At 53.3% G+C, this 26,631-nt stretch carries 27 protein-coding genes; 5 read left to right on the top strand and 22 right to left on the bottom strand.

Going from position 1 to position 26,631, the window contains the following annotated elements; translation table 11 throughout:
* Positions 1-52 precede the first annotated feature (52 nt).
* Positions 53-1,420, bottom strand: a complete 1,368-nt coding sequence (gene dcuC / locus PYW49_RS07380) for an anaerobic C4-dicarboxylate transporter DcuC (RefSeq protein WP_059310813.1) — start codon at positions 1,418-1,420, stop codon at positions 53-55.
* Between the two features lie 392 nt (positions 1,421-1,812).
* On the opposite strand from dcuC, the gene pagP reads away from it, so the two are divergent.
* Both pagP and cspE read left to right on the top strand, forming a co-directional pair.
* Positions 1,813-2,430, top strand: coding sequence for a lipid IV(A) palmitoyltransferase PagP (gene pagP, locus PYW49_RS07375; protein WP_134348454.1), 618 nt, complete (start codon positions 1,813-1,815; stop codon positions 2,428-2,430).
* A gap of 190 nt (positions 2,431-2,620) precedes the next feature.
* Positions 2,621-2,830 (top strand): transcription antiterminator/RNA stability regulator CspE, encoded by a 210-nt coding sequence (gene cspE, locus PYW49_RS07370; RefSeq protein ID WP_002439184.1) that lies wholly within the window; start codon positions 2,621-2,623, stop codon positions 2,828-2,830.
* A gap of 219 nt (positions 2,831-3,049) precedes the next feature.
* On the opposite strand, the gene crcB is transcribed toward cspE, so the two are convergent.
* On the bottom strand, positions 3,050-3,433 hold the full coding sequence (crcB, locus tag PYW49_RS07365) for a fluoride efflux transporter CrcB (protein WP_134348453.1): 384 nt from the start codon (positions 3,431-3,433) through the stop codon (positions 3,050-3,052).
* 66 nt (positions 3,434-3,499) lie between these two features.
* Between crcB and PYW49_RS07360 the strand changes: the two genes are divergently transcribed.
* Positions 3,500-4,288: a deaminated glutathione amidase gene (locus tag PYW49_RS07360; RefSeq protein ID WP_320386090.1), complete on the top strand. Its 789-nt coding sequence runs from the start codon at positions 3,500-3,502 to the stop codon at positions 4,286-4,288.
* A gap of 125 nt (positions 4,289-4,413) precedes the next feature.
* On the top strand, positions 4,414-4,617 hold the full coding sequence (tatE, locus tag PYW49_RS07355; RefSeq protein ID WP_023310742.1) for a twin-arginine translocase subunit TatE: 204 nt from the start codon (positions 4,414-4,416) through the stop codon (positions 4,615-4,617).
* A gap of 80 nt (positions 4,618-4,697) precedes the next feature.
* Here tatE and lipA read toward each other — a convergent pair whose 3' ends face one another.
* The 14 genes from lipA to leuS form a co-directional block, all read right to left on the bottom strand.
* Positions 4,698-5,663 (bottom strand): lipoyl synthase, encoded by a 966-nt coding sequence (gene lipA / locus PYW49_RS07350; RefSeq protein WP_134348451.1) that lies wholly within the window; start codon positions 5,661-5,663, stop codon positions 4,698-4,700.
* A 207-nt stretch (positions 5,664-5,870) separates the two neighbouring features.
* Positions 5,871-6,824 carry a YbeF family transcriptional regulator gene (locus tag PYW49_RS07345; protein WP_134348450.1) on the bottom strand — a complete coding sequence of 318 codons (954 nt, stop codon included), beginning with the start codon at positions 6,822-6,824 and terminating at the stop codon, positions 5,871-5,873.
* A gap of 291 nt (positions 6,825-7,115) precedes the next feature.
* Positions 7,116-7,757, bottom strand: a complete 642-nt coding sequence (lipB, locus tag PYW49_RS07340) for a lipoyl(octanoyl) transferase LipB (protein WP_134348449.1) — start codon at positions 7,755-7,757, stop codon at positions 7,116-7,118.
* A 95-nt stretch (positions 7,758-7,852) separates the two neighbouring features.
* The gene (gene ybeD, locus PYW49_RS07335) at positions 7,853-8,116 is read right to left on the bottom strand and encodes a DUF493 family protein YbeD (RefSeq protein ID WP_006177135.1); all 264 of its coding nucleotides are present in this window, start codon (positions 8,114-8,116) and stop codon (positions 7,853-7,855) included.
* A gap of 105 nt (positions 8,117-8,221) precedes the next feature.
* Positions 8,222-9,433: a D-alanyl-D-alanine carboxypeptidase DacA gene (gene dacA / locus PYW49_RS07330; RefSeq protein ID WP_014069323.1), complete on the bottom strand. Its 1,212-nt coding sequence runs from the start codon at positions 9,431-9,433 to the stop codon at positions 8,222-8,224.
* A 139-nt stretch (positions 9,434-9,572) separates the two neighbouring features.
* Positions 9,573-10,685 carry an endolytic peptidoglycan transglycosylase RlpA gene (gene rlpA / locus PYW49_RS07325; protein ID WP_320386089.1) on the bottom strand — a complete coding sequence of 371 codons (1,113 nt, stop codon included), beginning with the start codon at positions 10,683-10,685 and terminating at the stop codon, positions 9,573-9,575.
* Positions 10,686-10,701: 16 nt separating this feature from the next.
* Entirely contained in the window at positions 10,702-11,814 is a 1,113-nt protein-coding gene (mrdB, locus tag PYW49_RS07320) for a peptidoglycan glycosyltransferase MrdB (RefSeq protein ID WP_008501037.1), read from the bottom strand.
* 2 nt (positions 11,815-11,816) lie between these two features.
* Positions 11,817-13,718, bottom strand: coding sequence for a peptidoglycan DD-transpeptidase MrdA (mrdA, locus tag PYW49_RS07315; protein WP_320386088.1), 1,902 nt, complete (start codon positions 13,716-13,718; stop codon positions 11,817-11,819).
* A 28-nt stretch (positions 13,719-13,746) separates the two neighbouring features.
* Positions 13,747-14,214, bottom strand: a complete 468-nt coding sequence (gene rlmH / locus PYW49_RS07310) for a 23S rRNA (pseudouridine(1915)-N(3))-methyltransferase RlmH (RefSeq protein WP_003858701.1) — start codon at positions 14,212-14,214, stop codon at positions 13,747-13,749.
* 3 nt (positions 14,215-14,217) lie between these two features.
* Positions 14,218-14,535, bottom strand: a complete 318-nt coding sequence (rsfS, locus tag PYW49_RS07305) for a ribosome silencing factor (RefSeq protein ID WP_023334893.1) — start codon at positions 14,533-14,535, stop codon at positions 14,218-14,220.
* 269 nt (positions 14,536-14,804) lie between these two features.
* Positions 14,805-15,470, bottom strand: a complete 666-nt coding sequence (gene nadD / locus PYW49_RS07300) for a nicotinate-nucleotide adenylyltransferase (protein ID WP_134348446.1) — start codon at positions 15,468-15,470, stop codon at positions 14,805-14,807.
* Entirely contained in the window at positions 15,463-16,494 is a 1,032-nt protein-coding gene (gene holA / locus PYW49_RS07295; protein WP_320386308.1) for a DNA polymerase III subunit delta, read from the bottom strand. The genes nadD and holA overlap by 8 nt, the downstream gene beginning before the upstream one ends.
* Positions 16,494-17,063, bottom strand: a complete 570-nt coding sequence (gene lptE / locus PYW49_RS07290; protein ID WP_320386087.1) for an LPS assembly lipoprotein LptE — start codon at positions 17,061-17,063, stop codon at positions 16,494-16,496. Before lptE ends, holA begins: the two co-directional genes overlap by 1 nt.
* A 14-nt stretch (positions 17,064-17,077) precedes the next feature.
* Entirely contained in the window at positions 17,078-19,660 is a 2,583-nt protein-coding gene (gene leuS, locus PYW49_RS07285; RefSeq protein ID WP_320386086.1) for a leucine--tRNA ligase, read from the bottom strand.
* A 214-nt stretch (positions 19,661-19,874) separates the two neighbouring features.
* Here leuS and PYW49_RS07280 point away from each other — a divergent pair, with 214 nt between their 5' ends.
* Positions 19,875-20,357 (top strand): zinc ribbon-containing protein, encoded by a 483-nt coding sequence (locus tag PYW49_RS07280; protein ID WP_025756340.1) that lies wholly within the window; start codon positions 19,875-19,877, stop codon positions 20,355-20,357.
* A 67-nt stretch (positions 20,358-20,424) separates the two neighbouring features.
* Here the strand turns inward: PYW49_RS07280 and rihA are convergent, their stop codons facing one another.
* The 6 genes from rihA to lnt form a co-directional block, all read right to left on the bottom strand.
* Positions 20,425-21,366, bottom strand: coding sequence for a pyrimidine-specific ribonucleoside hydrolase RihA (gene rihA, locus PYW49_RS07275; protein WP_320386084.1), 942 nt, complete (start codon positions 21,364-21,366; stop codon positions 20,425-20,427).
* Positions 21,367-21,486: 120 nt separating this feature from the next.
* Positions 21,487-22,212: an amino acid ABC transporter ATP-binding protein gene (locus PYW49_RS07270; RefSeq protein ID WP_047347097.1), complete on the bottom strand. Its 726-nt coding sequence runs from the start codon at positions 22,210-22,212 to the stop codon at positions 21,487-21,489.
* Entirely contained in the window at positions 22,212-22,886 is a 675-nt protein-coding gene (gene gltK / locus PYW49_RS07265; protein ID WP_023334900.1) for a glutamate/aspartate ABC transporter permease GltK, read from the bottom strand. The genes PYW49_RS07270 and gltK overlap by 1 nt, the downstream gene beginning before the upstream one ends.
* Positions 22,886-23,626 carry an amino acid ABC transporter permease gene (locus PYW49_RS07260; RefSeq protein WP_134348441.1) on the bottom strand — a complete coding sequence of 247 codons (741 nt, stop codon included), beginning with the start codon at positions 23,624-23,626 and terminating at the stop codon, positions 22,886-22,888. Before PYW49_RS07260 ends, gltK begins: the two co-directional genes overlap by 1 nt.
* A 155-nt stretch (positions 23,627-23,781) precedes the next feature.
* Positions 23,782-24,687 carry an amino acid ABC transporter substrate-binding protein gene (locus PYW49_RS07255; RefSeq protein WP_008501049.1) on the bottom strand — a complete coding sequence of 302 codons (906 nt, stop codon included), beginning with the start codon at positions 24,685-24,687 and terminating at the stop codon, positions 23,782-23,784.
* Positions 24,688-25,090: 403 nt separating this feature from the next.
* Positions 25,091-26,629 carry an apolipoprotein N-acyltransferase gene (gene lnt, locus PYW49_RS07250; protein WP_320386083.1) on the bottom strand — a complete coding sequence of 513 codons (1,539 nt, stop codon included), beginning with the start codon at positions 26,627-26,629 and terminating at the stop codon, positions 25,091-25,093.
* Between the last annotated feature and the right edge of the window lie 2 nt (positions 26,630-26,631).

Below are 26,631 nucleotides of genomic sequence, written 5' to 3'. Positions count from 1 at the left end.
ATTAAAGCACAAAAAGCGCCCGCAGGCGCTTTTTGGATATCAGTAATTTAGCTTAGGCTGCGCCGGGAACCAGCACTTCCGTGGCGATAATCACGATAATCAGCCCCACAAGAACGGGCACTGAGGTGCGTTTTACCACTTCAAATGGCGAGATTTTCGCCATCCCGGCAACGGCGACGACGACACCCGATACCGGCGAAATGGTACGACCCAGGTTTGAGGCCTGCAGCATGGGAATGGAGAGATATGCCGGGTTAATACCGGAGGAGTGGGCCAGTTTTGGGATCATCTCAACGAATGCGTAGAACGGCGCGTTACCGGAGCCGGTGGTCATGGCCGCCAGCATGGTGAGCACTACCAGAACCAGCATCAGGATAATACTGGCCGAGCCGAACGAGGTGGCAATGGAGATGAGGCTCTGGATAAAGCCGATCGTACTCAAACCCTGAGCAAAGACGCCTGCTGCCACCAGCAGCATAACCACGCCAGCGAAGGCATCCGCCATACCGCGATACGCCACTTCCAGACCCGTAAACACTTTTTGCGTGTTAAAGCCGCGCACAAATTCCAGTACGGCGGCCAGCAGCATACAGATGACCAGAATGGTGATGATGTGCAGCTGTGGACCCCATTTCCCGTCAAAAATCAGCACCCCGATAATCGGCGTGAACGGCAGAATGGCGTAAAACGCGGGAGCCGTCGTAGTGATTTCACTCACATCCATCATTTCATGGCTGATGTTTTCTTTCTTATCGAGATAGCGCTGCCAGAAGAAATGCGCGATACCCATTCCGACAATGGCAACAATCGAGATCGGCAACGTGGTTTTAAAGGCGAAGTCAATGAGGGACATCTCCGCAGCCTTTGCTGCCAGCACAACGTCGCCAGAGGTCGGGGAGAGAATAATGGCTGCCGGAGACGCGCAAATTGCCGCTGCCGCACCGCGGCTGATACCGACGTTCACCATGACCGGGAACAGCGTGGCCATGAGCAGTACGCCAAGTCCGGTTGCTGACGACACGGCCAGCGACATCAGGCAGGCGAGGAAATAGGCGGCGACCATCAGCAGATACGGCGAGTTGATGTACTGCAGGGGTTTCGAGGCAAGTTTAACCACCATGTCATTGGCGCCGATATGGGTCATGTAGGCCGCAAAACCGCACAGCATCATGATCATCATACCCAGGTCACCACCGCGGCTCATGAGCAATATTTTAATGTATTCAACAATATCAGTTGCGGTGTAACCCGTGCTGGTTGCGCTGGCAGGTAATACCTGATGCCCCATTATTGCGCTGATAATCAGCAGTGTTAACCCGCCAACAAATAATACGCCCGTGGCCGAGTAGCCTTTAATGATGTAGCGTGCGACACCGACAATGACGACGACTCCAATAAGGAGTTCGATTAACGTAAGCATGATTTCCCCTGTATCTTTGCTGCACTGGAGCACAAAAAATCAATAAAAAAAGAAGGATGAAATGTGCCCAATAAATGGGCTGTTCTTGCTGATTAAAATCAATAAACAGACGACTAGAGAACAGAACAATCGTGTTTTTGCCATAACCCATACATTTATGTCATGAGGATCTTGACCGTCAGAAATAGCACGATATGTCCTTATAATGATAACAAATTGTTAATGTTTTGTGTGATTTTGCATGTTGTTGATAAAGAAGGTTAAACGATAAAAGGCGCACTCTTAATGTGATTATTCGGACATGTTGTCAGATTTTATTAAGAATATTCCCGAAAAAAGGGTGGATAATTAGGAATAACGCCGATGCCGTTAAGCCTTGATTCAACTATTTTATGGTAAACTTTGCCTCGAATACTAAGAATGGTAATTGCATTGTGATCGCACGTAATACATTTTTCTCTATTTTGTTGTTTATTTTTGGGCAGTTAACGTTTTCTTCTGTTGCGCAGGCAGGGGACAACGCGACAGATAAAGGCTGGTTCTCAACCTTTACAGATAATGTATCCCAAACCTGGACGGCTCCTGAACACTATGACCTCTATGTTCCGGCGATAACGTGGCATGCGCGTTTTGCTTATGACAAAGAGAAAACAGATAAATACAACGAGCGTCCCTGGGGCGCGGGTTTTGGCCAGTCGCGCTGGGATGAAAAGGGAAACTGGCACGGCATCTATCTGATGGCCTTTAAAGACTCGTTTAATAAATGGGAACCGATTGGGGGTTACGGCTGGGAGAAAACCTGGCGACCGTTAGCGGACGAGAACTTCCACATCGGTTTGGGCTATACCGCTGGGGTCACTGCACGTGATAACTGGAACTACATTCCGATTCCAGTGCTGCTGCCGCTGGCCTCTATTGGATACGGTCCTGCAACGTTCCAGATGACCTACATCCCGGGCACCTATAACAACGGTAACGTTTACTTCGCCTGGATGCGTTTTCAGTTTTAACTGAAAAAACTTTACATGATGGTGGAAAAATGCGCAGTCGTTGATTCATAAACGATAAAAATCTGTCAGTGATAATTAACGCGACTTTAGTCACTTTTTATCAAAGATCCGCTGGACAAAAGGTCCCACAATTGATGTACTGGTAACCGACACAGCATTTGTGTCGTTTTTTAATGTAAAGGTAATTTTGATGTCTAAGATTAAAGGTAACGTTAAGTGGTTTAATGAGTCCAAAGGATTCGGTTTCATTACTCCTGAAGATGGCAGCAAAGATGTGTTCGTACACTTCTCTGCAATCCAGTCTAATGGTTTCAAAACTCTGGCTGAAGGTCAGCGTGTAGAGTTCGAAATCACTAACGGTGCCAAAGGCCCTTCTGCTGCTAACGTAATCGCTCTGTAATTCAGACGCGTCAGCAAGAATTTCAAAACCCGCTCACTGAGCGGGTTTTTTTCGTTTTCAATCAGCCAAGCAGATACATTTTCAGGAAGCTGGCAACGATCAGCACGCTCAACAACACCATTCCTGCGCTCATCAGACTCTGTTTCATTCTGTCACCCTCGTTCAGTATTACACTCAGAGTGACAGAGAAAAATTAAGCCAACATTAACGTTCAGGCTGTTAATGCGTACTGGCAGAGGAAAACAGCCAAAATGCGATCCCCGTCATCGCAAAGGAACCGAGCATGTTAATCGCGATATTCATCAGCGCCCAGCCGATACGGCCTTCCTGAAAGAGAAACACCACTTCGGCAGAGAATGTGGAAAAGGTGGTTAACCCGCCGCAGAAACCGGTCGTAATCAATACCTTCCACATTGGGTCGATGTGCGTCATTCGGTTAAACCAGGCCAGCCCCATGCCAATGATAAAGGCACCAATCAGGTTTGCGGCAAGTGTCCCCATAGGAATCGCCTGATGCAGGGGATTAAACCGCATACTCAGAAACCATCGCGCAACGCTACCCGTTCCCCCACCAATAAAAACGGCTAAAAGTAGTTGTAACACGCTTAATACCTGCTATTTGATTGTAAGAGTGACGAGTTTAACGCCGTTTATGATGAGGGGACAAATATGTATGTTGCGGTAGGGCAATTTGCGGTCACGCCTGACTGGCGTGAGAATGCGATTAAATGCGTCAACCTGATGATGCAGGCCCGGCAGAAGGGGGCGTCGCTGTTAGTTCTCCCCGAGGCGCTGCTGGCGAGGGACGATAATGACCCGGATCTGTCGGTGAAGTCGGCGCAGCCGTTGGATGGCGAGTTTTTACAGCAATTACTGTCCCAGAGCGCCGGCAACGAGATGACCACCCTTTTCACGGTGCATGTTCCCTCCACGCCGGGTCGTGCGGTGAATACGCTCGTGGCGATTCGTGGCGGGGTAATTGTCGCACGTTACGCCAAGCTACATCTCTATGACGCGTTCAGCATTCAGGAGTCGCGGCGCGTTGACCCAGGAGACCGTGTTCCGCCGCTGCTGGAAATTGACGGGTTTAAGGTTGGGTTGATGACCTGCTACGACCTGCGTTTTCCGGAGCTGGCGCTCCATCTGGCGTTACAGGGCGCGGACGTGCTGGTATTGCCTGCCGCGTGGGTCAAAGGGCCGTTAAAAGAGCACCACTGGTCAACGCTGCTTGCGGCGCGTGCGCTGGATACGACTTGTTATGTCGTTGCCTCAGGAGAATGCGGCACTAAAAACATTGGGCAAAGCAGGGTGGTTGATCCGCTGGGGGTAACGATCGCCGCCGCCGCTGAAGCCCCCGTTTTGCTGATGGCGGAGATAAACGCAGAAAGAATTGCTCTTGCGCGTCAGCAATTACCCGTTCTCCGCAATCGTCGATTTGCGCCACCGCAATTATTGTGACGTTTTTTTCAACAATGCTTGATTCACCTTGTTACAGATTGCTATTGTGTGCACGCGCTAAATGACCGTTAATACAATCAGGTTTTGGCGCTGAATGCAGCCTGTTTTAAGTAAAGAAGGTATCTATGGGTGAGATTAGTATTACCAAACTGCTGGTGGTTGCCGCACTGGTCGTCCTGCTGTTTGGTACCAAGAAGTTACGCACGCTGGGTGGTGACCTGGGGGCTGCCATCAAAGGCTTTAAGAAAGCGATGAACGACGATGATGCGGCTGCGAAGAAAAGCGCCGAGGATGACGTCCCGGCGGACAAGCTTTCTCACAAAGAGTGACAGCAATGCCTGAGGGCTTGCAAAAAAAACCGGCTCATGGGGCCGGTTTTTTTGTATTACTGTAAGTGAATATTACAGCATTATTTAACTTCTTCGCCTTTCGCCTGCATATCGGCGTGATATGAGGAGCGAACAAATGGGCCGCATGCTGCGTGGGTAAAGCCCATCGCCAGCGCTTCGGCTTTCATTTCATCAAACTCGTCCGGGCTCACGTAGCGCTGTACCGGCAGGTGATGGCGGCTTGGCTGCAGATACTGTCCCAGAGTCAGCATGGTCACACCGTGGCGGCGAAGATCGCGCATCACCTCGATGATTTCCTCATTGGTTTCACCCAGACCCACCATCAGACCTGACTTGGTCGGGATATGCGGATGCGCTTCTTTGAAACGCTCCAGCAGTTTCAGAGACCAGTTATAATCTGCACCCGGACGCACCTGGCGGTAAAGACGCGGCACGTTCTCCAGGTTGTGGTTAAACACATCTGGCGGCGTCGCGGTCAGGATGTCCAGCGCACGGTCCATACGGCCGCGGAAGTCTGGAACCAGCGTCTCAATTTTAATGGTCGGGCTTTTCTCGCGAATGGCCGTAATACAATCAGCAAAGTGCTGAGCGCCACCATCACGCAAATCGTCACGGTCAACGGACGTGATAACCACATAACGCAGCGCCATGTCAGCAATGGTCTGCGCCAGTTTTTGGGGTTCGTTAGCATCAGGTGCAACTGGACGGCCATGAGCTACATCGCAGAACGGGCAGCGGCGGGTACAGATAGCACCCAGAATCATAAACGTCGCGGTACCGTGGTTGAAACATTCAGCAAGGTTGGGGCAAGAGGCTTCTTCACAGACGGAGTGAAGGCCGTTTTTGCGCATCGCCGCTTTGATCCCCTGGATACGCGAAGAGTCGGCCGGAAGTTTGATTTTCATCCATTCCGGTTTTCTTAACAGCGCCTCGCGCTCTGTAGCCACGTTTTTAACCGGGATAAGGGCCATTTTATCGGCATCGCGGTATTTAACACCGCGTTCCATCACAATGGGTTTACTCATAGCGTGCGTGTTCCAGTTGCGAATATCGAAGGAAAGCGTTTCAATTCAAGGGAATGTTGTATTTATCAACTATTTTTGAACGAACGACAGGCAGTATATCATTGAAACGGTCGTTAAAGCAGCCTGCCACGTCGCCAATTTGTAAAATAGTTGTTGTTTTGTGCCTTTTGCCCTGCATAGCGCAGGGGCTTATGCTGGCTTAACCTGTCAGAAGGCCTGGCGGATAATGCGGATGACGTTTTCCAGAACCGGATCGCGCAAACTCAGTTTGTTGTAATGCAGTGAAATCTCGATAGATTCCGCATTAAGCTGACTGAGCGGGATGTTTTCCAGTGGCCAGCATTTCCGCAGCAGGCTATACAGGCGTGCCGGCATGATGCACAGCATATCGCTGCTGCCGATCAGGGATGCAGTGGTGAACATATTGTAACTACTGAAGCTGATCTGACGCTCCGGGAAAATTTCATCAATACGCTGGCGCAGGGCATGATTAGACTGCCCCTCGGTGATGAAAGAGGAGTGATCGTAGTTGCGCAGGTTTTCGAGAGTCAACGGCTCGCTGAGAGCAGGATGCTGCTGGCGGCACACCAGGACCAGGTTATCCGCATAGAGCACATTTTGCCCCAGCGCTCTGGCACTGAAGTTACCGCTTTCGATAATCAGGTCTGTCTGGAACTGGGCAAGCTGAATGTCAGGCTCATTGAGCGGCACATTGCGAAGCAGGAGTTGTGGCGCATGCTCTTTCACGGCCTGGAAGATTGCAGGCATCACCAGTACACCCACCGAAGGGGAACAGCCGATGGTGATGGTTCTCTGCTTATCGTAGCTCCCGGTTAAATCCAGTGCGCCAAGAATCGACTCCAGGCCCTGGCTGATGAACTCATGGAGGTGCGTGGCGTAAGCCGTCGGTGTCACACCCTGGCCCTTACGGATAAATAACGGGTCGGGAAATATAGCGCGTAGCTTTTGAATTGACTGGCTTATTGCTGATGGCGTGAGATTAAGAATTTTCGCAGCGTTAACGATACCCTTGTGGACATATACTGCCTCAAAAATAGTCAGTAAATTGAGATCAATATTACGTAAAGTCCGAAAAATTTGCGGCTTGTCTTCGCCACCAGAGTCATTCAGGCGTTTGGCTGGTAAATTATTATACTCCACGCTTTCACTCCGTATACATTCACAATATGAATGATAGTTGAATTTATTTATTATGCTTGTAGAGATTCGTAAAGTGTTGGTTTTGTTTCACTTGTTTATCGAAAACAAACAGTTGTGTGATTATCACTCACGTTACTTAGACCGTGTTTGCCGCGCTTGCTTAAGGCTAAATAATATGTAACGGTAATATTCGGGCGCTTCGAAAATATAGAATCTGGGGTTTATTGTAAAGCGCAAAAGCGGTAAATAAACAGTGGCTCGTCAAATTAGCGAGCCATGTTGTACGATATATTAAGCAGGGATATATTCGTGCGGGGGATTGTTAAGTAGTGCTAACACATTCTTCAAAAGCACAGGACGAATATTTTCTGGCGTAGCGGTTTCAACCCACTGACGCATGTGCGTCATTTCCATGCCGGCGTAGCCGCAGGGGTTTATGCGCTGGAAAGGCGCGAGATCCATATTAATATTCAATGCCAGGCCGTGGAAGGAGCAGCCTTTACGGATACGCAGCCCCAGAGAGCAGATCTTCATTTCCCCAACGTAGACGCCCGGAGCATCGGCCCGTGGGTGCGCGTCAATACCATATTCCGCCAGCGTGTTGACGACGGTTTGTTCCAGTAAGGTAACCAGTTCACGCACGCCAAGCTTTCTGCGCTTCAGATTAAGCAGGACGTACATCACCTGCTGCCCGGGCCCGTGGTAAGTGACCTGTCCACCGCGATCGCTCTGAATAACCGGGATATCTCCCGTCATCAATAAATGTTCCGCTTTTCCCGCCTGACCCTGCGTAAATACAGGCAGGTGTTCGACCAGCCAGATCTCATCTGGGGTGCTGTCATCGCGTGAATCAGTGAAGTCATGCATAGCCTGGGAGACAGGCTCATAAGGTTGCAGCCCGAGGTGACGGACCAGAATTTTATCCTGATACAAAACTGCGTCTCCGAAGACGAGGGACAAAAGGTGTGCGGGAGTATATCACCGCGGGGAGAGGGGGTTACCCGGCAAACCGGGTAACCGCAAAGGGACTACAGCACCATACGAACAATTTCGATATTGCCAAGCTCTTCGTACAGCGTCTCAACCTGCTCAATGTGAGTCGCAGTTATGGTAATAGAAACCGAGTGGTAGTTGCCCTTGCTGCTTGGTTTTACTGACGGAGAGTAGTCACCCGGCGCATGGCGCTGTACCACTTCAACCACCTGATCAACCAGCTCAGGTTTCGCCAGACCCATTACTTTGTAGGTAAATGAGGTAGGGAATTCAAGCAGTTCGTTAAGTTTGGTTTTCATGTCAGCTCCGGCGTAACGTCAAAAAGAATAACTCCCACGTCAGGTGGGAGTTATCAGGATACTTAGTATATGGGGATCAAAATCACACTTTCAAGTGTTCAATTTTTAACCAAACCAGTGATGGAACATCAATTTAATGTAATCAATGATTTTGCCGAAGAAATTGCCTTCAGGAATTTCTTGCAGAACAACCAGCGGACGCTGATCGATCGTCTTGCCATCCAGCTGGAAGTTGATGGTACCTACAACCTGGTTTTTCTGCAGCGGGGCATGCAGCTCTGTGCTGTTCAGTACGTAGCTGGCTTTCAGATCCTTCATACGACCGCGTGGAATGGTCAGGTACAGGTCCTTATCTACGCCGAGGGAAGCACGGTCATTGTCGCCGAACCAGACGGGTTCTGAAGCAAACTCTTTACCTGCTTTCAGTGGATTCACGGTTTCGAAGAAACGGAAGCCCCAGGTCAGCAGTTTCTTGCTTTCTGTTTCACGACCTTTAAAGGTACGACCGCCCATCACGGCAGAGATCAGACGCATCTGACCTTCAGTAGCTGAAGCCACCAGGTTGTAGCCCGCTTTGTCGGTGTGACCGGTTTTGATGCCGTCAACGTTCAGGCTGTTATCCCACAGCAGGCCGTTACGGTTGGTCTGACGAATACCGTTGAAGGTGAACTCTTTCTCTTTATAGATGGAGTATTCATTGGGTACGTCGCGGATCAGCGCCTGACCAATCAGGGCCATGTCACGTGCGGAACTGTACTGACCGTCTGCGTCCAGGCCGTGTACGGTCTGGAAATGGCTGTTTTTCAGGCCCAGCGCAGTCACGTAGCTGTTCATCAGACCTACGAACGCATCCTGGCTACCGGCGGCGAAATCGGCCATCGCCACGCAGGCATCGTTACCTGACTGCAGGTTGATGCCGCGAATCAGCTGAGAAACAGGAACCTGCATACCCGGTTTCAGGAACATCAGAGATGAACCTTTGAAGACTGGGTTCCCGGTTGCCCACGCATCGTTACCGATGGTAACCAGGTCCGATTCTTTGAATTTGCCTGCCTTCATCGCCTGGCCGATAACGTAACTGGTCATCATTTTGGTCAGGCTGGCCGGGTCACGGCGGGCATCGGCATTCTGTTCTGCCAGCACTTTGCCAGAGTTGTAATCGATCAGGATGTAGGATTCCGCGTCGATTTGCGGAACGCCAGGGATCATGGTCTTGATATTCAGGTCATCGGCGTGAGCTGCAGAGAGCGCAGCAGCGCAAAGGGCCGTGGTCAGCGCCATGCGCTGCACAAAACGAGCAGAAAAAGTGGTCTTCATGGTCAGAACTACGACATCCGTGATGGAATTAAAAAAAGTGCCTTACTATAGCAAATGCTATTCAGGCAGGCATCCGACTTTAAGCATGAGTTTGTGAATCTGTTTTACACAAACTGACATTTCGGACACCGCTGATTAATTACTTTGCAACAGCGATAAATGACTGAAGCTGAGCTTCATTCTGCAGGCGCTGCTGAAGGGTCGTTGCCTGCGATTTGCTGGCAAACGGCCCCATCTGAATACGCCACACCGCGCCGTTCTGCTCAACGCGTCCTGGTACCCCAAACTGCTGGCTCAGACGTTGTTGATACTGTTTGGCTCGTGCCTGATCGCTCACTGCGCCAACCTGAACCACATAGCTGCCGCTGGCCGCAGCCGGAGCCGCCACCGCAGCACTTTGCGTAGTCGCTGGCGCCGTTACGGGAGCCGGTTGGGTCGCTGGTGCTGTAACAGGAGCAGGGGCTGGCGTAGGCTCGCTGCCTTCAAGTACGCCCGAGGCTAAGGTCGTCGGTGCGCCCAGAAAGCCGCTGCTCTTTACCGGTGCGCCCGTTGAATCATCGCTTTGGAGCGTGTCATTGCTGATCGGGCGAATTTCTCCCCCCGGCTCAGAAGGTGCTGCCGGAGAAGAGGCACTTCCCATTCCACCGTCAAGATTTGGGCGGTCGGGAAGGGCGTAGGTCTGTTTTGCCACTGTCGTACACGCGGTACCCGGCCCGGAGAGAGAACCATCCTGCGCCACGATAATCGGGTCAATACGGACTTTGGAGTTGTTCGAGGTGTTCAGGCGGTCGGCGGACGCGCGCGACAGGGAAATCACCCGGTCATTCCCGTACGGGCCGCGGTCGTTGATGCGCACAACGATCATACGACCGTTCGCCAGGTTGGTGATACGGGCGTAGCTCGGAATCGGCAGCGTTGGGTGTGCCGCAGTCAGTTGCATTGGGTCGAACGCTTCGCCGGAGGCCGTCAGGTTACTGCCTGGCTCGGCATCATAAATGGCGGCAAAGCCAGCCTGACTGAAACGGGACGGATCCTGAACAATTTTGTAGCTTTTGCCGTCGCGCTCGTAATCCTGATTGGCACTGGCATTAAGCGGTTCATAAACGGGATCGGCGCCGCTGATTTCAACGTTCGGGCCATTACACACCGCAGGCTGCGGCGGCGCGACGGTTGCCTGTTGCTGACCATCATCACTTGTGCAGGCCGCAAGTAAACTTGCCGCGATGCAGATCCCCAGCCACTGCTTACGCATTCCGATCCCCTTATTTTTATACGCTTTTTGACAACATTTTTCTGTGGGTATGGATCGACATCACGATACCAAACCCGGCCATCAACACGATCAGTGCCGAGCCTCCGTAACTCACCAGCGGCAGCGGTACGCCTACCACCGGCAGAATACCACTCACCATACCAATATTTACGAAGACATAAACGAATAAAATCAGCATCAACCCGCCAGCCATGACGCGACCAAAGGTGGTTTGCGCGCGTGCTGCAATCCATAATCCTCGCATGATCAGCAGGACGTACAGTGCCAGCAATATTAAGATGCCAACCAGCCCCAGCTCTTCCGCCAGCACGGCGAAGATAAAGTCGGTGTGGCGCTCCGGTAAAAATTCCAGCTGCGACTGCGTGCCGTGCAGCCAGCCCTTACCGCGCAGGCCGCCAGAGCCAATCGCAATCTTGGACTGAATAATATGATAGCCCGCCCCCAGCGGATCGGTTTCCGGATCGAGCAGCATCATGACGCGCTGGCGCTGGTAATCATGCATCAGGAAGAACCAGAGGATAGGGATGAACGCCGCGATCAGCACCACTGCGATACCAATCAAACGCCAGCTCAGACCTGACAGGAAAAGGACAAACAGGCCGGAGAGGGCGATAAGGATTGAGGTGCCAAGGTCAGGCTGTGCCGCAACCAGCAGCGTTGGCAGGAAAATCAGCACCAGCGCGATGGCGGTATTTTTTAAAGACGGCGGACAGACGTCGCGGTTGATAAAGCGAGCCACCATCAATGGAACGGCGATTTTGGCAATTTCCGAGGGCTGGAAACGGACGATACCCAGATCCAGCCAGCGCTGCGCCCCTTTTGAAATGGCGCCAAACGCATCAACCGCAACCAGCAAAATGATACAGAAGATGTAGAGGTAGGGCGCCCAGCCTTCGTAGACGCGCGGCGGGATCTGCGCCATCACTACCATAATAATCAGCCCCATCGCGATCTGGCCGATTTTGCGCTCCATCATGCCGATGTCCTGGCCACTGGCGCTCCAGATAACCAGAGCGCTGTAAACCAGCAGAGCCAGCAGGATCAGCAGCATGGCTGGGTCGATGTGGATTTTATCCCACAGCGATTTTTTGTTTGGATTATCCGTCATGATTATTGGTCCTCCGCCGCAGCGGCGGCCGGGTTTTCAGCCGGCAGTTCGGTGTTGTTATCACCCAGCATAATGTGGTCAAGGATCTGGCGCATGATGGTCCCTACTGCTGGCCCGGCACCGCCGTTCTCCAGAATCATCGCCACCGCGACCTGCGGGTTATCATAAGGGGCAAACGCCGTCATCAACTTATGGTCACGCAGACGTTCGGCAATGCGGTGCGCGTTATAGGTTTCGTTGGCTTTCAGACCAAACACCTGCGCAGTACCGGATTTTGCGGCTACTTTATACGGCGTACCGGCGAAATACTTGTGCGCGGTACCGTTCGGGCGGTTTGCCACGCCGTACATACCGTCTTTCGCAATTTCCCAGAAGCCGGAATGAATGTCACCCACCGGGGCCTCGTGCGGCTGGTTCCACGGCACTTTTTTGCCGTCTTCAACCGTACTTTGTAGCAGATGAGGTACTTTCACCACACCGTCATTGATGAGGATCATCATGGCTTTGTTCATCTGAATCGGCGTCGCCGTCCAGTAGCCCTGGCCGATACCCACCGGAATGGTATCACCCTGATACCAGGGTTTTTTAAAGCGCTTCAGCTTCCATTCACGCGTCGGCATGTTGCCAGAACGTTCTTCTGAAAGGTCAACGCCGGTGTAATGTCCGTAGCCAAATTTGCTCATCCACTCTGACAGGCGGTCGATCCCCATGTCATAAGCCACCTGATAGAAGAAGGTATCCGCAGATTCCTCCAGCGATTTGGTGACGTTCAGATGACCGTGGCCCCATTTTTTCCAGTCACGATAGCGCTTGTCTGAACCCGGCAGCTGCCACCAGCCCGGGTCAAACAGGCTGGTATTACGGTTGATAACGCCCGCACTCAGTGCCGAGACCGCCACGTACGGTTTAACCGTTGATGCCGGTGGGTAAACCCCCTGCGTCGCGCGGTTCACCAGCGGCGTGTTGGGGTCATTAAGCAAACCGGAATAGTCTTTACTGGAGATACCGTCAACAAAGAGGTTCGGGTCATAGCTAGGCATGGAGACCATTGCCAGGATGCCGCCGGTACGAGGATCGGTGACCACAACGGCTGCACGGCTGCCCGCCAGTAAGGTTTCAATGTACTGCTGCAGTTTCAGGTCGAGCGTGAGATAGACGTCATGCCCCGCCTGAGGCGGCACTTCTTTCAGCTGGCGAATAACACGGCCACGGTTGTTAACCTCAACCTCTTCATAGCCGGTTTGCCCGTGCAGAACATCTTCGTAGTAGCGCTCAATTCCCAGCTTACCGATGTCGTGCGTTGCAGCGTAGTTTGCCAGCTTACCGTCTTTATCGAGGCGGTCGACGTCTTTGTCGTTAATCTTGGAAACGTAGCCAATCACATGCGTCAGCGCGGAGCCGTAAGGGTAGTAGCGACGCTTGTAACCCTTCACTTCCACGCCGGGGAAACGGTACTGGTTCACCGCAAAGCGGGCCACCTGAACTTCCGTCAGATTGGTTTTAACCGGAATGGAGGTGAAACGGTGAGAGCGGGCGCGCTCTTTTTTAAAGGCGGCGATATCGTCATCGTTAAGGTCGACAACGCTCTTCAGCGCTTCCAGCGTGTTCTGAACGTTATCAACTTTTTCCGGCATCATCTCGATTTGATAGATGGTGCGGTTTAACGCAAGCGGGGTGCCGTTACGATCGTAAATAATGCCGCGGCTGGGCGCGATAGGCACCAGCTTAATACGGTTTTCGTTTGAACGCGTCTGGTAGTCGGTAAAGCGGACAATTTGCAGATTATAAAGGTTGGCGATCAGCACGCCAGTAAGCAGCAAAATCCCCGTAAAGGCGACCAGCGCCCGGCGCACAAACAGCGCGGACTCAGCCGTATAGTCGCGAAAAGAATTCTGTAGTTTCATCCGCTGCTTAATCTACCCTGGTCAGTCGTTACTCGCGGTGATAGGGGTGGTTGGTAGTAATGCTCCACGCACGATACAGGCTTTCTGCTACCAGTACCCGAACGAGCGGGTGGGGAAGCGTCAGCGCGGAGAGAGACCAACTTTGTTCTGCTGCCGCTTTACAGGCAGGGGATAACCCTTCAGGCCCGCCAATCAACAGACTGACGTCACGGCCATCCTGCTTCCAGCGCTCCAGTTCGTGCGCCAGCTGCGGCGTATCCCAGGGCTTACCTGGAATATCGAGGGTGACGATGCGGTTTTTGCCTGCGGCAGCCAGCATCAGTTCACCCTCTTTATCGAGAATACGTTTGATATCAGCGTTCTTGCCGCGCTTGCCGGCGGGGATCTCCACCAGTTCGAACGGCATGTCTTTTGGAAAACGACGCAGATATTCAGTAAAACCGGTTTGTACCCAGTCCGGCATTTTGGTGCCGACGGCGACCAGCTGCAACTTCACGCATTAACCCCAGAGTTTTTCCAGCTCATACAGGCGACGGCTCTCGTCCTGCATGACATGGACAATCACATCGCCGAGGTCGACAACCACCCAGTCAGCCGTCGCTTCACCTTCAACACCCAGCGGCAACAGTCCTGCTGCACGCGATTCCTGGACCACGTGATCGGCAATCGAAACAACATGACGCGTAGAGGTACCGGTGCAGATGATCATGCAGTCGGTAATACTGGATTTACCCTTAACGTCGATAGCGATGATGTCCTGACCTTTCAGGTCATCAATTTTGTCAATAACAAAATCCTGGAGTGCTTTACCCTGCAAGTTTTCCCCCTGGGGTGAATGAGATTGTAAAACGTTGAATTCGTAGCCAGGCAGTATACCTGAACTCACGCCTGTATCGGGACAAATGTCTCCTGCCAGGCTTTTGAAGGCGGGTATCATCCCACCCTCCGCCTGAGATTGCATCGCCATTTTTGTAAAACAATTTCTGTAAAGCAATGATCGGCGGGAAAGTCTGGCAGCGGAGAATAACAGTATGGCTTACCCTGTCAAGGCAGGATAAACAATAAGCCGCTTTTTATGCCCTCCGGCTATTCATCTGCGCTTTTCTGATACAAACCGTGCGTATGGATATACGCCAGTACCGGGGCCGGTAGCAAATCGTCACACGCTAAACCTTGCTGTAAACGCTCGCGAATGAGGGTCGCTGAGATATCGAACCACGGCGTTTCCGCCAGATATATCTTCCCGGCAGGCTGATTGTGGAGATCTTCAACATTATCGGTGAGATGATCTTCCAGCCACTGCTGGTACTGTGCATCGCGCATGGTCAGCGGGTAGCCTGGACGGCGGCAGACGAGCAGATGGCTGTTCTCCAGAATGGTTTCATACTGATGCCATGTGGGGAAATTCAGCAGGGAATCCTGGCCGATGATAAAGGCCAGCGGCTGGTCTGGCCCTTGCTCGGCTCGCCACTCCTGCAGCGTCTGAGACGTCCAGGAGGGCGTGTCGCGACGCAGCTCACGCTCATCAAGTCGGAAGAGCGGTTTATCTGCGATAGCAAGGGCGAGCATCTCTTTTCGCTGCTCGCTGGTCGCCTCGGGCTGCGGGCGATGGGGCGGGACGTTATTGGGCATGATGATAACGCGCTGAAGGCCGATCAGATTCGCCAGAATTTCAACCGGCTTCAGATGCCCGTAATGTACTGGGTCAAAGGTGCCGCCATACAAGGCCTGTAAAGAATGCATACTATCCATCAATAAAAACGTCTGCCAGCGCCTTATGGCAGAGCAGCAGAGAAAGGCTTTCCAGTTCTGCCCAGACCGACTGACCATAATCTTGTTTTAACGTGAGCTCAGCGCGCATCAGAAGCTGTACAGCCTGACGAAGCTGTTCATGACTCAGGCGGTTGATGGCCTCGGTGGTCAAAGCCCTGCGATTTTGCCACACCCGATGTTTATCAAACAGCGAGCGCAATGGCGTATGGGCAGACTGTCGCTTGAGCGTAACCAGCAGCAACAGCTCGCGCTGCAGCGTACGCAGCAGAATGACGGGTTCGCTCCCTTCCAGGCGTAGCTGCTGCAGAATATGCAGGGCGCGTTTGCTTTTCGCCGACAGCAGCGCGTCCACCCAGTGGAACGGCGTGAAGTGCGCCGCGTCGTTAACGGCCTGCTCAACGCGCGGTAAAGTCAGCTTGCCATCCGGCCACAGCAGGGAGAGTCTGTCCAGCGCCTGCGCCAGTGCCAGCAGATTACCTTCATAGCAGTAGCAGAGAAGTTGATTTGCCGCATCATCCAGTTGAAGGTTGTTCTGCTTCGCTCTCGCTGCCACCCATTTAGGCAGATGCGCCTGCTCAGGCGTTTGACAGGTGACCAGCACCGCGTGGGTTGCGAGCTGGGAAAACCATGCTGCGTTTTCCTGCGCTTTAGTCAGCTTGTTGCCACGTACAATGAGGAGCAGATCGCTGTGTAACAGGCTGACCAGCGTGGCGAGCTGCTCATTCATGGCCGCGTTAGGACCGTTATCCGGCAGCAGGATCTGAATCGTCTGGCGTGAAGCAAAAAGGCTCATCGCCTGACACAGCGAGAAGAGGGCGTTCCAGTCGGTGTTGTTATCCAACTGGACGGTGTGGTGTTCATCAAAGCCCTGCGCGGCGGCTGCAAGTCGCACGGCATCCAGGCTTTCCTGAAGTAAGAGCGGATCGTTTCCAAGAAGCAGATACGCCGCGCGCAGCCCTTCATTGAGCTGCGCGCGGAGTTGTTCAGGATACAGCCTGATCATCATTTACCCAGAGAGGTAGCAGCAGGAAGCGTGCCGGCATCTGGTTTTTCAACAATGTCAGATCCTTGTTTGGTTGACGCTGCAATACTTGGCAGTTTACGGATCAGCTGTTCCGCCGCCTTGTCGTACATTTCGTTGATGATAATCTGCTGTTCAGCATCTTTTGCCAGCGCCGTCTGCGGGTTATCGAAGAACGAACGGTACACTTTCGTGCTGATCGGGTAGATATCTTTACCCGGGATCAGCACCGCCGCGTCGACCGTCAATACCATCTGATACTCTGCGGTACGGCCATCCTGGAAGATAGAGGCTGTATCTCTCGACAGACCTCCACCTATAACACGCAGAGATGGTACATCCTGGCGCAGTGTTTGTTTTTCGACAATCTCCACACCGTTCAGACGCAGCTGATTACGAATTGCCCGGCTGAGTGGACCATTCGGATCCCCGGAATCGAAGATCATTGTTTTCATCTGAGCAGGCACCGCCGTAGTATTGCGCAGGTGCCAGCCACAGCCAGCGGTGACAAGCACCGCCAGAGATAAGAGTATTGTTGCCAGTTGTCGCACGTTTCCTCCCGCGCTTAGCCAACGACCAGATTCAGCAGTTTACCCGGTACGTAGATCACTTTACGCACGGTAACGCCCTCAAGATATTTTGCGACCAGAGTTTCCTGGCCCGCGCGCTCGCGAACCTGTTCTTCGGTTGCATCGACCGCCACGGTAATTTTACCGCGGACTTTGCCGTTTACCTGGACCACGACCAGCGTCGTGTTTTCCACCATCGCTGCTTCGTCAGCCTGTGGCCACGGCGCGTTGTCGATATCGCCTTCGCCTTTCAGTTCCTGCCACAGAGTGAAGCTGACGTGCGGAGTGAACGGGTTCAGCATGCGAACAACAGCCAGCAGCGCTTCACGCATTAAGGCACGATCCTGCTCGCCGTCCTGCGGGGCTTTCGCCAGTTTGTTCATCAGTTCCATAATAGCCGCAATTGCGGTATTGAAGGTCTGACGACGACCAATATCATCGGTCACTTTTGCAATCGTTTTATGAACATCACGACGCAGCGCCTGCTGATCTTCAGTCAGTGCGGCGGCGTTCAGTGCCGGGGCATCGCCCAGAGCGGTGTGTTCGTAAACCAGTTTCCAGACGCGTTTCAGGAAGCGGTTCGCGCCTTCAACGCCAGACTCCTGCCACTCCAGGGTCATGTCTGCCGGAGAAGCAAACATCATGAACAGACGCACGGTATCCGCGCCGTAGCGCTCAACCATCACCTGCGGGTCGATGCCGTTGTTTTTAGACTTGGACATCTTGCTCATGCCGGTATAGACCAGCTCATGACCTGCGGCGTTTTTCGCCTTCACGATACGGCCTTTCTCGTCACGCTCAACGATAGCATCGACCGGAGAAACCCAGTTACGCTCGCCGTTTGCGCCGACGTAGTAGAAGGCATCCGCCAGCACCATGCCCTGGCACAGCAGCTGTTTTGCTGGTTCGTCAGAGTTCACCATGCCGGCATCGCGCATCAGCTTATGGAAGAAGCGGAAGTAGAGCAGGTGCATAATGGCATGTTCGATACCACCGATGTAGATATCTACCGGCAGCCAGTAGTTTGCCGCATCGGAATCCAGCATACCGTCCTGATACTGTGGGCAGGTATAACGCGCGTAGTACCAGGATGACTCCATAAAGGTGTCAAAGGTGTCGGTTTCACGCAGCGCAGGCTGGCCGTTGACGGTGGTTTTTGCCCACTTAGGATCGGCTTTGATCGGGCTGGTGATACCATCCATGACCACGTCTTCCGGCAGGATCACCGGCAGCTGATCTTCCGGCGTTGGCATTACGGTGCCATCTTCAAGCGTTACCATTGGGATTGGCGCCCCCCAGTAACGCTGACGGGAAACGCCCCAGTCGCGCAGACGGAAGTTAACTTTACGCTCGCCCACGCCAAGGGAGGCCAGCTTATCGGCGATGGCGTTGAAGCCTTCTTCGAAGCTCAGACCGCTGAACTCGCCGGAGTTGAACAGCGTACCTTTTTCGGTCAGCGCCTGTTCGGACAGGTCTGGTTCAGAACCATCGGCGGCCAGAATAACGGCTTTAATCGGCAGGTTGTATTTGGTGGCAAACTCATAGTCGCGCTGATCGTGACCCGGAACAGCCATTACTGCACCTGTACCGTACTCCATCAGAACGAAGTTTGCGGCCCAGACAGGGATGGCTTCGCCAGTCAGTGGATGCTTAGCGTAGAAGCCTGTCGCAACGCCTTTTTTCTCCATCGTCGCCATGTCGGCTTCGGCCACTTTGGTGTTGCGGCATTCGTCGATGAAGATGGCCAGTTCCGGATTGTTTTCTGCCGCTTTCTGCGCCAGCGGGTGACCTGCGGCCACGGCCAGGTAGGTCGCGCCCATGAAGGTGTCCGGACGGGTGGTGTAGACGGTCAGAGTCTGGTCATAGTTCTCAACGTTGAAGGTAATTTCCACACCTTCAGAACGGCCGATCCAGTTGCGCTGCATGGTCTTAACGGTATCTGGCCAGTGGTCCAGATTATCCAGATCGTTCAGCAGCTCATCAGCGTAAGCGGTGATTTTAATAAACCACTGCGGGATCTCTTTACGCTCAACTTTGGTGTCACAGCGCCAGCAGCAGCCGTCGATAACCTGTTCGTTTGCGAGAACGGTCTGGTCATTCGGGCACCAGTTAACGGCAGAGGTTTTCTTGTACACCAGGCCTTTTTTGTACAGCTCGGTGAAGAACTTCTGTTCCCAGAGATAGTATTCCGGGGTACAGGTCGCCAGCTCGCGGCTCCAGTCATAGCCAAAGCCCAGCATTTTGAGCTGGTTTTTCATGTACGCGATGTTGTCGTACGTCCACGGTGCCGGAGCCGTATTGTTTTTTACCGCTGCGCCTTCCGCGGGCAGACCGAACGCATCCCAGCCGATAGGCTGCAGGACGTTTTTGCCCAGCATGCGCTGGTAGCGTGCAATCACATCACCTATGGTGTAGTTACGCACGTGGCCCATGTGTAGTCGACCAGAAGGATAGGGAAGCATCGACAGGCAGTAATACTTCTCTTTGCTCTCGTCTTCGGTTACTTCAAAGGTGCGCTTCTCGTCCCAGTGTTGCTGGACTTTTGATTCTATCTCTTCCGGGCGGTATTGCTCTTGCATGGCAGCCAGTGGTCCTGTTTTCAATACAGCTACAAATGTAGCCAATGGATGTGGTCATTCAGATCCGCATAGCATAGCCCAAACGTCCGCGTCAAAACAGCCTTTCGCACAAATGCGCTTTGCAGGAATTTACCGGGTCTGTGCTTCACCTGACAAAGCGGCGATGAAATAAGGTCTATTATTAGAAATAGTTACTTACCCGGGAGGCAAAATGATGAACAAGGTTGCTCAATTTTACCGCGAACTGGTGGCGACACTGACGGAACGGCTGCGTAACGGCGAGCGCGATATTGACGCGTTAGTCGAACAGGCGCGTGCACGGGTGACGCAAACGGGTGAGTTAACGCGAACCGAAGTGGAAGAGGTGACCCGCGCCGTACGTCGTGACCTGGAAGAGTTTGCGCGCAGCTACGAAGAGAGTCAGGACGAGATCGCCGACAGCGTGTTCATGAGGGTGATAAAAGAGAGCCTGTGGCAGGAGCTGGCGGATATCACCGACAAAACGCAGCTGGAGTGGCGCGAGGTCTTTCAGGATTTGAACCACCACGGCGTCTACCAGAGTGGCGAAGTTGTGGGACTGGGCAACCTGGTGTGTGAGAAGTGCCATCACCATATTGCGGTCTATACGCCTGATGTACTGCCGCTGTGTCCGAAATGTGGGCACGATCAGTTCCAGCGCCGGCCGTTTGAACCCTAGGTAAAAGCAAAACGGCAACGACGTTGCCGTTTTTAGTGTCTGCTCCCTCTCCCCGTGGGAGAGGGCATCAGGCCGCAGAATAGTAAGCCAGTCTCTCCGCCAGTAAATCCACAAACGCCTGACGGTCGATATCCACCATCACCGTTGTATTCGGTTGATTCCCCGTCAGCGAGTAGTAATCCACCACCGTCATGCCCTGGGTGTATTTTCCCTGCGTCTCAACGCCAACCCATCTGTCCACCGTGGTAAACATCTCCGGTTTTAACAGCCAGGCAATCGTGCAGGGATCATGCAACGGCGCACCGTGGAATCCCCATTTCTCGGCTTTATGATACTCCATAAAGAAATCGAGTAGCTCAGCCACCGTTGTCGCGACCGGATTACCCACGGAACGGAAGCGCTCAATGTCGTCAGCCATAATCTGCGCGCGATGGGTCACGTCCAGCCCCGCCATCACAACTGGCAAACCGGACTGGAAGACGATCTCTGCGGCCTCGGGATCGACAAAAATGTTGAATTCGGCAGCCGGCGTCCAGTTCCCGAGCCCCATTGCGCCGCCCATCAGCACAATACGGGCAATATTGTGATGCAGTTCCGGATGGCTGTTCAGCAGCAGCGCGACGTTGGTTTGCGGTCCGGTGGCAACCAGCGATACTGGCTCAGGGCTTTCACGCAGCACCTTCGCCATCAGCTCCACGGCGGTGCAGTTTTGCGGTGCGAAGCCCGGATCCGGCAGCGCAGGACCATCCAGCCCACTTTCGCCATGCACGTTATCCGCAATAATTAACTTGCGCATCAGGGGCTTGACGGCTCCGCCGGCGACGGGAATATCGGGGCGGTTAAGCAGCGTCAGCATGCGCAAAACGTTACGCAGGGTTTTATCCGGCGTCTGGTTTCCGGCAGAAGAGGTGACGGCTTTGACGTCGAGTTCGGGGGAGGCAAGTGCAAGGACGAGTGCGATCGCGTCATCATGACCCGGGTCGCAATCGATAATGATAGGTTGTGCCATAGCGTTCTCCATTCATAGCGTTATTTTGTGACAAGGTTAACGCTGCAATGTGACGCCGACGAGAAGAAGTGAGCGAAAGCGTGAGGCAGTGCGCAATCCGCGGATTGCGCACTGAGAAGATTAGTGCAGGATTTTCGCGAGGAAATCTTTCGCACGTTCTGATTTCGGATTCGCGAAGAACTCCTCTTTCGGCGAGTCTTCCACGATTTTCCCTTCATCCATAAAGATCACGCGGTTCGCCACTTTACGGGCAAAGCCCATTTCGTGGGTCACCACCATCATGGTCATTCCTTCGTGCGCCAGTTCGACCATGACGTCCAGTACTTCATTGATCATCTCAGGATCGAGCGCCGACGTTGGCTCATCAAACAGCATCGCAACGGGATCCATGCACAGCGCGCGGGCGATCGCCACGCGTTGCTGCTGGCCGCCAGAAAGCTGCGCCGGGAACTTATCGGCGTGCGCCGAGAGCCCAACGCGTTCCAGCAGTTTCAGACCTTTCTCGCGCGCCGCTTTTTTATCACGCTTAAGTACTTTTACCTGCGCCAGGGTCAGGTTCTCAATAATGGAGAGGTGAGGGAACAGCTCAAAATGCTGGAACACCATTCCAACGTGAGAACGAAGCTGGGCGAGATTGGTTTTCTTGTCGTTGACTTTGGTGCCGTTGACGACGATCTCACCCTGCTGCACCGGCTCCAGTCCGTTGACGGTTTTGATCAGCGTCGATTTACCGGAACCGGACGGCCCGCATACCACTACTACGTCACCTTTTTTCACTTCGGTGGAGCAGTCGGTCAGCACCTGAAAGTGCCCATACCATTTAGAAACATTTTTCAGGGAAATCATTATACCGTCCTTTTCTTCAGCCAGCTGACCAACAGCGACGCGCTTAAACTAATCACAAAATAGACCGCACCCGCGAAGAGCACCATCTCGACCTGCGTACCATCACGTTCACCGATGGTTGACGCGGTACGGAAGAAGTCTGCCAGACTCAGAACGTAGACCAGTGAGGTATCCTGGAACAGCACGATACCCTGGGTCAGCAGGAGCGGAACCATGGCGCGAAACGCCTGCGGCAAAATAATGAGCTGCATGGACTGCCAGTGCGTCATCCCCAGTGCCAGTGCGGCGCTGGATTGCCCACGGGAGATACTCTGAATACCCGCACGGATAATTTCCGAGTAGTAAGCAGCCTCAAACATTGAGAAAGCCACCATGGCGGAGATCAGGCGGATATCGGTTTTCGGCGACAGCCCCAGCACGTTTTGCAGGAAGCCGGGCACAATCAGATAAAACCACAGCAGCACCATCACCAGCGGGATGGAACGGAAAACGTTAACGTAGGCGGTCGCGAACCAGGCGAAAGGCTTAAAGCTCGACAGGCGCATGACGGCCAGCAGGGTGCCCCAGACGATACCAATGATGATGGCAATCACGGTGATTTTTAAGGTAATCACCAGGCCATCAAGCAAGTATGGCATGGATGGAACAATAGAACTCCAGTCAAATTCGTACATTATTTGCCCCCCAGATTACCCGGCAGGCGGATTTTACGTTCAACCAGGTTCATCACCAGCATGATGAAAGTGTTAATCAGAACATACGCGAGCGTGATTGCAGTGAAGGATTCCCACGCGTGTGCGGAGTAATCCAGCAGTTTGCCCGCCTGTGCGGCCATATCGACCAGGCCGATGGTCGAGGCGATGGCCGAGTTTTTCACCAGGTTCATCATCTCAGAGGTCATCGGTGGAACGATAACGCGGTAGGCGTTAGGCAGCAGCACATAGCGGTAGGTTTGCGGCAGGGTCAAGCCCATTGCCAGGCCCGCATTTTTTTGTCCGCGGGGTAATGACTGAATGGCGGCACGCACCTGCTCGCAAACGCGCGCAGCGGTAAACAGCCCCAGACACATCATGGAAGAGACGAAGAACTGTACATTCGGATCCAGTTCCGACTTGAACCACATGCCAATATTTTCCGGCAGCAGTTCCGGGATAACCAGATACCAGGTAAAGAATTGCACGATCAGCGGAACGTTACGGAACAGTTCCACATACAGAGTGCCAAGTGTTGAAAGAAAACGGTTAGGGACGGTGCGCAGAATACCGAACAGAGAACCGACAAGAAACGCGATAATCCACGCCGTTATCGATAATGCTACGGTGACCTGAAAGCCGCTCCACAGCCAGCCAAGATAGGTGGTGTTGCCGAACGGGGCTTGTTGCAGGAATATGCCCCAGTTCCAGTCTATTGACATAATAAACTCCAGAAAAAAAAGGGTAGCAGCGCTACCCTCGAAGATTGGTGAGAAGCTCATTTTTCGCGCTGAGTGGGGAACGACCACTCAACGTATAGTCTGTCCATGCTTCCCGACAATCGAGAGGGCAGGAGATCCCGCCCCTGTTGTTCTAATTAGTTAAGAGCTTTGTCATTTGGAGATTTGAACAGCGCTTTCATGTCGTCAGACAGTTCAAAATTCATGTTCAGGTTTTTTGGTGGAATTGGGTTTTTGAACCACTTGTCGAACCATTTTTCCGCTTCGCCAGAGGTCTGCACCTGAGCGATGGTGTCATCGATCAGCTTTTTGAACTGCGGATCGTCTTTACGCAGCATACAGCCGTAGGCTTCTTTAGACTGCGCGGTCCCGACGATATCCCAGTTGTCTGGTTTTTTCGCTTTCGCACGCTCGCCCGCCAGCAGGGCGTCATCCATCATAAACGCGACGGCACGGCCGCTTTCCAGGGTTCGGAAGGAGTCGCCATGGTCTTTCGCGCTGATGATGCGCATATCCATTTTCTTCTCGTCGTTCAGTTTGTGCAGCAGCACTTCTGAGGTGGTTCCGGAGGTGACAACGACCGCTTTGCCTTTCAGGTCAGCGAAATCTTTGATCTCACCGCCTTTCTTCGTCAGCAGGCGGGTGCCTACGACAAAGATGGTGTCCGAGAAGGCAGCCTGTTTCTGGCGCTCGAGGTTGTTGGTGGTGGAGCCACACTCGAAATCAAAGGTGCCGTTCTGCAGCAGTGGAATACGGTTCTGTGAAGTGATTGGGATCAGCTTCACCTGCAGGTCAGGTTTGTTCAGCTTTTTCTTCACAGCTTCAACGATGGCGTTGGAGTAATCCTGTGAATAGCCCACGACTTTTTGCGTGTTGTCGTAGTAAGAGAACGGGACTGAAGATTCACGGTGGCCGACCACGATGACGCCGTTTTTGGCAATCTTGTCGAGAGTGCTGCCTGCTGCCGGAGCATCTTCAGCGTGAACCACGCCTGCAGACATTCCCATAACCAGCATTGCTGTGGCCAGTTTACGTAATTGCATACCCAACTCCTTTTTTATCAGCGCCAGTGACGCATTGATACCCATTGTGATGTTGTTATATCTCGCGCAATGCGAGTGCAGTGTTATGCAAGCTTGTTAACATTTAGTCTGGCTTAATGTAAAGATTTTGCTGCGTTATTGTTTATTTTTGCGAAGCGCGCCGCACCATTCAGAGGCAAATATCTCCCGTTGCACCGTTACGGTGCTACCGATGATCTACGCTGGTGCGACTAAGTTGCACGTTAAGCCAAACTGCGTTTACCTGAATAAACAAAGCAATAGGCGTGCCAGATTTGGGGTTGGGAGGGATTTATCGGGTGGCGGCTTACGCCTTACCCGACCTACGGGAGCAAAAATGTAGGCCGGGTAAGGCGTAGCCGCCACCCGGCAGGAAGAGGTGAGATTATCGACGACGCTGACGCAGGCTCATCAGTACCGCGCCAAAGCCGAACAGCACGGTCAAAATCCACAGCGGCCAGTTGCCGGTACGGGCGTATGGCGTCAGGCCGGTTGTCGGTGTGACGCGGGTGGTCAGCACTTCACGGGTAAACTGTGGGATCATGGCCTGGATTTCACCCTGCGGTCCAATCACGGCGGTGATGCCGTTGTTGGTGCTTCGCAGCAGCGGACGCGCCAGCTCCAAAGAACGCATCCGCGCCATCTGGAAGTGCTGCCACGGGCCAATCGACTTACCAAACCAGGCATCGTTAGAGATAGTCAGCAGGAAGTCCGTGTCCGGGCGGAAGTTATCGCGTACCTGCTCGCCGAGGATAATTTCGTAGCAAATGGCCGGCGTCAGGGCAAAACCGTGCGCATGCAGCTGGGGCTGAACGTATGGCCCGCGGCTGAAAGAGGACATCGGCAGGTCAAAGAACGGTGCCAGCGGGCGCAGAATCGATTCCAGAGGAACAAACTCACCAAACGGTACCAGGTGGTTCTTGTTGTACCGGTCAGTGGAGCGGTAACTGTATTCGCTGCCTTTGCCGAGCGTAATGATGGTGTTGTAGGTGTCGTAGCGGTTCTGCTGATTCAGACGCGCATCGACAATCCCGGTGATTAGCGTGCTGCCACGCGAAAGCAGCAGATCGTTCATCATGTTGAGGAACGGCTGCTGGTTAATCTCCAGATCGGGAATCGCAGACTCCGGCCAGATAATCAGCTGTGATTTACCCATCACCTCTTCCGTGGCGTTGGCGTAGATCTTCAGCGTATTCAGCAGCTCTTTCTCGTCCCACTTCATGGACTGCGGGATATTTCCCTGAACCATAGAAACCTGCGTGGCGCGCTCGGGCTCAAGCGTGAACCACTGGATATAGCGCAGCGGGAAGGGCAGAGCGAACAGCACCAGCGCCACAGCCAGCGGCTTCCAGCCGCGCGTAACCAGTGCCAGTACCAGCAGGCCGCTGACAACCATCAGCAGGAAGTTGATGGCCTCAACGCCCATCACCGGCGCCAGGCCTTTCAGCGGGCCGTCAATCTGACTGTAGCCGAACTGCAGCCATGGGAAGCCCGTCAGCACCCAACCGCGCAGGAATTCGGTGAGTTGCCAGACCACCGGCGCGGCAATAGCGACACGCAGCCAGCTGGTTTTTGGCCACAGGCGAGAAAGGATACCTGCGAACAGACCGGTATACAGCGAGAGGTAGGCAGCGAGCAGTACCACCAGGAAGATGTTAACCGGGCCCGGCATACCGCCAAACTGGGCGATGCTGACATAAACCCAGTTGATGCCGGAACCAAACAGCCCCAGCCCCCAGAAGTAACCGATGGCGGCAGCCTGTACCGGACGACGATTCAGGGTCAGACCCTGTAGCCCCATCAGGGAAAGAATGGCCGCAGGCCAGATGTCGTAAGGAGAAAAAGCCAGCGTACCGCTGGCTCCGAGTAACAGCGCCAGCAGCAAACGGACGCGCTGACGTTCAAAGAGTGGGGCAAATGCCATTT

The organism is Enterobacter chinensis (genome assembly GCF_034008295.1).
Classification (GTDB): Bacteria; Pseudomonadota; Gammaproteobacteria; order Enterobacterales; family Enterobacteriaceae; genus Enterobacter; species Enterobacter chinensis.
This window is presented reverse-complemented; position numbering and strand designations above follow the sequence as displayed.